This window comes from Pseudomonas sp. IT-P294 (assembly GCF_949767865.1).
In the GTDB taxonomy this organism is placed as follows: Bacteria; Pseudomonadota; Gammaproteobacteria; order Pseudomonadales; family Pseudomonadaceae; genus Aquipseudomonas.
Genome location: NZ_CATKQW010000007.1, coordinates 116299 through 122335, shown reverse-complemented (window position 1 = coordinate 122335; position 6037 = coordinate 116299). Strand labels below are relative to the sequence as shown.

The window sequence follows — 6037 nt, the reverse complement described above, 5'->3', positions numbered from 1 at the left end:
ATCAACGACGCGACCAACCTGATCACCCTGAACAACACCGGGATCGCGGACCTGGCCGGCAACGCTGGCTCGGGTACCACCGATTCCAACAATTACGCCATCGACAGTCAACGCCCCACTGCCACCATCGTGTTGAGCGATACCACTCTGAAACCGGGCGAAACCTCTCTGGTGACCATCACCTTCAGTGAGGCAGTGAGCGGTTTCGACAACAGCGACCTGACGATTGCCAATGGTACGTTGAGTGCGGTGAGCAGCAGCGACGGCGGCATCACCTGGACCGCGAATTTCACGCCGACCCTCGGTGTGACCGACGCAACAAACGTCATCACCCTGAACAACGCCGGCGTCGCGGATGTGGCCGGCAACGCGGGCGCAGGCACCACCGATTCCGCCAACTACGTGGTGGAAACCAGCGTGCCGACCGCAACCATTGTGGTCGCCGACAACGCCCTGAAGGCCGGTGAAACCTCCGGGGTGACCATCACCTTCAGCGAAGCCGTCAGCGGTTTCACCAACGCCGACCTGACCATCGCCAACGGTACGCTCACTGCGGTGAGCAGTAGCGACGGCGGCATCACCTGGACAGCGACGTTTACGCCGACCAGCGCCATCACCGACGCGACCAACCTGATTACCCTGGACAACACCGGCGTGGTCAACGGTTCGGGCAACAGCGGCGTGGGCGTGACCGATTCCAACAACTATGCCATCGACACGGCGCGGCCGACCGCGACCATCGTCGTGGCGGACAACCGCTTGGGCATCGGCGAGACGACCACGGTCACGATTACCTTTACCGAAGCGGTATCCGGTTTCGACCTGTCGGACCTCAGCGTCGCCAACGGCAACCTGTCCAACCTGCTCAGCAGTGACGGCGGCAAAACCTGGACGGCGACCCTGACCCCGACGGCCAATATCAACGACACCACCAACCTGATCCTGCTCGACAGCAGCAACGTGGCGGACGCTGCAGGCAACGCCGGCGCCGGGATCGCGATCTCCAACAACTACGCCCTCGACGCCACCCGCCCGACCGCCACCATCGTGGTCGCCAACCCGAACCTGGGCATGGGCCAGACCACACTGGTGACGATCACCTTCAGCGAAGTGGTGAACAATTTCGACCTGTCGGACCTCAGCGTCACCAATGGCGAGCTGACCAACCTGGCCAGCAGCGACGGTGGCAAGACCTGGACCGCTACATTCACCCCGACCGCCAACATCAGCGACCCGAGCAACTTCATTGCCCTGGACACCAGCAACGTCAGTGACCTGGCGGGCAACGCCGGCGATGGCGTGGCGGTGTCCAACAACTACGTGATCGACGGCGAGAGGCCGACGGCCACAGTCGTCGTGGCCAACCCGAACCTGGGTGTGGGCCAGACGTCACTGGTGACCTTCACCTTCAATGAAGCGGTGAGCGGTTTCGACCTGTCCGACGTCAGCGTGGCCAACGGCACTTTGTCCAACCTGTCGAGCAACGACGGTGGCAAAACCTGGACCGCGCTGCTGACGCCGACCGGCAACGTCAGCAACGCCAATAACGCGATCAGCCTGAACGTCGCGGGCGTCACGGACGGTTCGGGTAACGCCGGCAGCGGCACCAGCCAATCGAACGGCTACGCGATCAACACCGTGTCGGCACCGTCGACGACGGTTGTGGTGGTGGCGCCGGATCCGGAGTTCCGCATCTCGCAACCGGTGGCCGTACTCGACCAGCCGCAAGTGCCACTGCAACCGGTGATCTTCGCCGCGCCAACCGGCGCGCTGGCCTCGCCGCTGACGTTTGCGCCGTTGTTCGAAGACCGGGTGATCGGCAACGGCATCCGGCCGCTGGGCGACATTTTCATGAATCACGGCGCGCTGTCGCCAAGCTTCATTGCACAGGTATTCAGCAGCAGCGAGAGCGGTGGCGATGGCACGGGCCACGGTTTCCTCGGTTTTGGCGGCGGCGATGGCGGGGTGTTCAGCACCAGCACCTTGTCGAGTCTGTTCAATCAGGACACCGCCAGCGAACGGGATTCGCTGAACAGCTTTGGCAATCATTCGATCAAGGGCGGGGATGCTTCCCAAGGGCTGCGCGGCGTGTTTGGCGCGTTGACCCTGAACCAGCAACTGCAACAGCTCACAGACACCGAGCAACGGCAGGTCGACCGCTTGGCGGCGGCGTTGAAACAGGTCGGCATCAGCGAAATGCAGGCCTGAATAATCTTAAAAACTATGCGCAATCCAGGGGCAGTCAAGGATGAATAGAAGTCAGAAGTTGTTCGGCGCCAGCCTGCTGGCGCTGGCGGTCAGCGGATGTGCGGTCAAAAGTGAGCCGATTGAACGTAGCGTCAGTGAGCAACGTGCCAAAAGCGATATGCAAACCATGTACACCGGTCAGGAGCCGCTCAACGGGCCGTTGACCTTGCACCAGGCCATGGCCCGCGCGGTGAAGTACAACCTCGAAGGCCGGCTCAAGATCATGGAAGAGGCCTTGGCCAAGCGCCAACTTGACCTCGCCAGCTTCGACATGCTGCCGCGCATGGCTCTCGACGCCGGCTATGTCGGGCGCAACAACCAGGGTGCCTCCAGCAGCCAGAGCGTGCTCACCGGCACCCAATCCCTGGAACCTTCGACCTCCCAGGACCGTGACCGCCGAGTGGCCGACCTGACCATGGTGTGGAACGTCCTCGACTTCGGCGTCAGTTACATCAGCGCCAAGCAGCAGGGCGACCAGCGACTGATCGTGCAGGAACGCCGGCGCAAGGTGATCAACACCATCGTCCAGGATGTGCGCTCGGCCTATTGGCGAGCGGTGGCCGCCGAGCGTCTGCTCACGCAGATCGACAGCCTGATGGCCCGGGTCGATACGGCGCGTAGCAACAGCCAAAGCATGAGCACCCAACGCATCGGCGATCCGGTCCAGGCGCTGGGTTATCAGCGCTCGTTGATCGAGGCGACCCGTCAGTTGCAGGAACAGCGCCGGGCCTTGTCGTTGGCCAAAACCGAACTGGCGACCCTGATCAATCTGCCGATGGGCACCGATCTGAAACTGGCGACTCCGGATGATTACTCGATACCGCAATTGAAGGTCGGCATGGCCAGCCTGGAACACGAAGCCCTGGCCAGCCGTCCGGAGCTGCGCGAGCAGGATTACCAAACCCGCATCAGCACCGCCGAAACCCGTAAAGCCATGCTGCGATTGTTGCCGGGGCTGGAGTTTTCGGCGGGCGGGCATTACGACAGCAACTCGTTTCTGGTCAATGACAAGTGGGCCGACTACGGGGTCAAGCTGACCTGGAACCTGTTCAACGTGATCTCCGCACCGGCCGCGATCAACGTGGCCAAGGCGGGCGAAGAAGTCGCCAAGGCGCGCCGTCAGGCCATGTCCATCGCCGTGCTGGCCCAGCTCTACGTGGCCAACGCCAACTATCAGGAGGCACTGCATCAGTTCCAGACCAATCAGGAATTGTCGAGCATCGACGGGCAGATTCTCGGACAGTTGCGAAACCGTCATCAGGCAGCGAGCCTCGGTGAACTGGACCTGATTCAGGGCGAATTGAATACGTTGCAGGCGGATTTGCGCCGTGACCTGTCCTATGCCGATCTGCGTAACGCCTATGGTCAGATTTTCGCCAGTGCCGGCCTCGACCCGATGCCGGACGAAGTGCAATCCACTGAAGTCCAATCCATCGCCACCGCATTGGCCAACCGCGAGGCGGCATGGGCGTCGGGCGATATCAGCATGCCGGTGACCCATGCCCCGGTCCAATAATCTGCGCGCGCCGACGGCGAGCATCAGCCGCGAGCAGCGTGAGGTGCGTAATGGTCATCACGGTACAGCGATTTTGCTGACCGGTTTGCCGGCGGCGGGCAAGTCAACGCTGGCGCAGGCGTTGCACGCCGAACTGTTCGAGCGCGGCGTGCAGAGCCTGGTGCTCGATGGCGACGGGCTGCGGGTGGGGCTCAATCGCGACCTGGGTTTTACCGACAGCGATCGTCTGGAGAACATTCGCCGGGCCAGTGAAGTGGCGGCGCTGTTGGTAGCGAACGGGCAAGTCGTCATCCTCGCCATGATCGCGCCGCTTGTTGAACTGCGTGAAGTGTTCGCCAGGCGTCTGGGCGAGGACTACCGCGAAGTCTGGTGTAGCGCTTCGTTGGCGGTGTGCGAGCAGCGCGATCCCAAAGGGCACTATGCCCGGGCACGTCGCGGTGATCTGGCGGGATTTACCGGCGTATCGGCGCCCTATGAAACACCGCCGTCGGCTGCCTTGGTGCTCGACACCGGCGTGCTATCGGTTGAAGCGTGCCTCGAACGCTTGCTGACTTGGCTCGGCGAATGCGCGGTGCTGCCGAAACGATGAGTCGAGCGGCCTGCTCGCGCTTGAATGAGAGTGTGGCAGTTGCCAAGCCATGTATCGACTTTACTGACGCCATCGCGGGCAAGCTCGCTCCCACATTGAATTTTGGTCGTACACCAAGGTTGTGTTCGCTGAAAATCAATTGTGGGAGCGAGCCTGCTCGCGATGACGGTGGTCAATTCACCACCAATCTACCCGGCTAAACCTTGGTTTGAGCCTTCTCCATTTGCAACGCCTCCCAATGATCCAGCGCTCGTTCGACAAGCAATTGCACACCATCAGCCATGCGGCTAAGCGCCAGGGCCACCGAGCGCCGCGTGCCGTCGACATCGTCCGCCAGATCGGCCGCAATGGCGCTGATCGACAGCAGGTCTTCGGAGGCGTTGGCCAGTAGGGATTCGGTGTCGATGTCGGCAGAGACAGTGAAGAGATGGCCTTTGCGGCGCTTGGCTGGTTTTTCGGCGGTCGGGGGGAAGTAGTGGGCGAAGGCGCGGTCGGCGGCTTCTTTGAGTTTTTCGGCTTCGAGAGATTCTTCAGAATCGGTGCCAGGGTCAGCTGGCGGATTCGGAGTTACTTTGATCATATAAAACACCCTAAACAGTAAGTTGGAGCCGTCACCGTTCGCTTGCACGCGAATGGGGTGGCGGCCGTGCGCAGGTGTGCAAGACCGGGACTGTTTAGGACACCCAGCAGATCCGAGGATCTCCTGCGCGCAGCCGCCATAAAGCAATGAGCCTGTAAAAACTCATTGAGAGATAGGGCAATTGCGACCTAAACAGTTTCGTCGGACTTGCACGTCCGTGTCACCGTTTATTCAGTGACAAGGCCAGACTAGCCCCGGCTTTGGGCGGTAACAACTTCACCAACACCACTACAACTTGAAGGAAATCTCCGACGCAGCTACCGGACGTTGGTGTTCGCGCAGAAAGTCAGGATTTACCCGACAAATCCGCCATCCCCTTGAGCAGCTCGATCGGCAGCGGAAAGACAATGGTCGAACTCTTGTCCCCGGCTATCGAACTCAGCGTCTGCATGTAACGCAACTGCATCGCCCCCGGCTGGCGGCCGAGCATTTCTGCGGCCTGCATGAGTTTTTCCGAGGCCTGCAATTCACCTTCGGCGTGAATCACCTTGGCCCGACGTTCCCGTTCGGCCTCGGCTTGTTTGGCGATGGCGCGGATCATCGATTCGTTGAGGTCGACGTGCTTGATCTCGACGTTCGCGACCTTGATGCCCCAGGCATCGGTCTGGGCGTCGAGCACTTGCTGGATGTCGATGTTCAGGCGTTCGCGCTCGGCCAGCAGTTCATCGAGTTCATGTTTACCGAGCACGGCGCGCAACGTGGTCTGCGCCAGTTGGCTGGTGGCCATGAGGAAGTCTTCGACCTGGATGATGGCTTTCTGTGGGTCGAGCACGCGGAAATACAGCACGGCGTTGACCTTGACCGAAACGTTGTCGCGGGTGATCACGTCTTGTGGCGGTACGTCGAGCACGATAGTGCGCAGGTCGACCCGGACCATTTGCTGGACCACCGGAATCAACAGAATCAGACCAGGGCCTTTGACCTGCCAGAAGCGCCCAAGCTGGAACACCACCCCGCGCTCGTATTCGCGCAGGATGCGAAAGGTCGATCCCGCCAGCGCGATCACCAGTAACAGCAGCGCGGCAAAACCCAATTGCAGGCCCAT

The 6037-nt window shown here is 61.2% G+C and carries 5 protein-coding genes; 3 read left to right on the top strand and 2 right to left on the bottom strand.

Translation table 11 applies throughout. From position 1 onward, the window contains the following. The 3 genes from ACM6I0_RS06180 to cysC all read left to right on the top strand — a co-directional run. Positions 1-2208 (top strand): Ig-like domain-containing protein (locus ACM6I0_RS06180; RefSeq protein ID WP_414921729.1); only part of this gene is annotated, 2208 nt, incomplete at its 5' end. 40 nt (positions 2209-2248) lie between these two features. Next, complete coding sequence (locus tag ACM6I0_RS06175; RefSeq protein ID WP_414921728.1) at positions 2249-3763, top strand: TolC family protein; 1515 nt, start codon at positions 2249-2251, stop codon at positions 3761-3763. Next, positions 3747-4352 (top strand): adenylyl-sulfate kinase, encoded by a 606-nt coding sequence (gene cysC / locus ACM6I0_RS06170; protein WP_414921727.1) that lies wholly within the window; start codon positions 3747-3749, stop codon positions 4350-4352. Before ACM6I0_RS06175 ends, cysC begins: the two co-directional genes overlap by 17 nt. Before the next feature lie 196 nt (positions 4353-4548). Here the strand turns inward: cysC and ACM6I0_RS06165 are convergent, their stop codons facing one another. Next, positions 4549-4932 carry a DUF6124 family protein gene (locus ACM6I0_RS06165; protein ID WP_259157463.1) on the bottom strand — a complete coding sequence of 128 codons (384 nt, stop codon included), beginning with the start codon at positions 4930-4932 and terminating at the stop codon, positions 4549-4551. A 346-nt stretch (positions 4933-5278) separates the two neighbouring features. Then, on the bottom strand, positions 5279-6037 hold the full coding sequence (locus ACM6I0_RS06160; RefSeq protein ID WP_090177155.1) for a slipin family protein: 759 nt from the start codon (positions 6035-6037) through the stop codon (positions 5279-5281).

Coding starts and splice junctions, on each gene's coding strand:
- ACM6I0_RS06165 (WP_259157463.1), bottom strand. CDS start 4,932: ATGATCAAAGTAACTCCGAATCCGCCAGCTGACCCTGGCACCGATTCT.
- ACM6I0_RS06160 (WP_090177155.1), bottom strand. CDS start 6,037: ATGGGCCTGCAATTGGGTTTTGCCGCGCTGCTGTTACTGGTGATCGCG.
- cysC (WP_414921727.1), top strand. CDS start 3,747: ATGCCCCGGTCCAATAATCTGCGCGCGCCGACGGCGAGCATCAGCCGC.
- ACM6I0_RS06175 (WP_414921728.1), top strand. CDS start 2,249: ATGAATAGAAGTCAGAAGTTGTTCGGCGCCAGCCTGCTGGCGCTGGCG.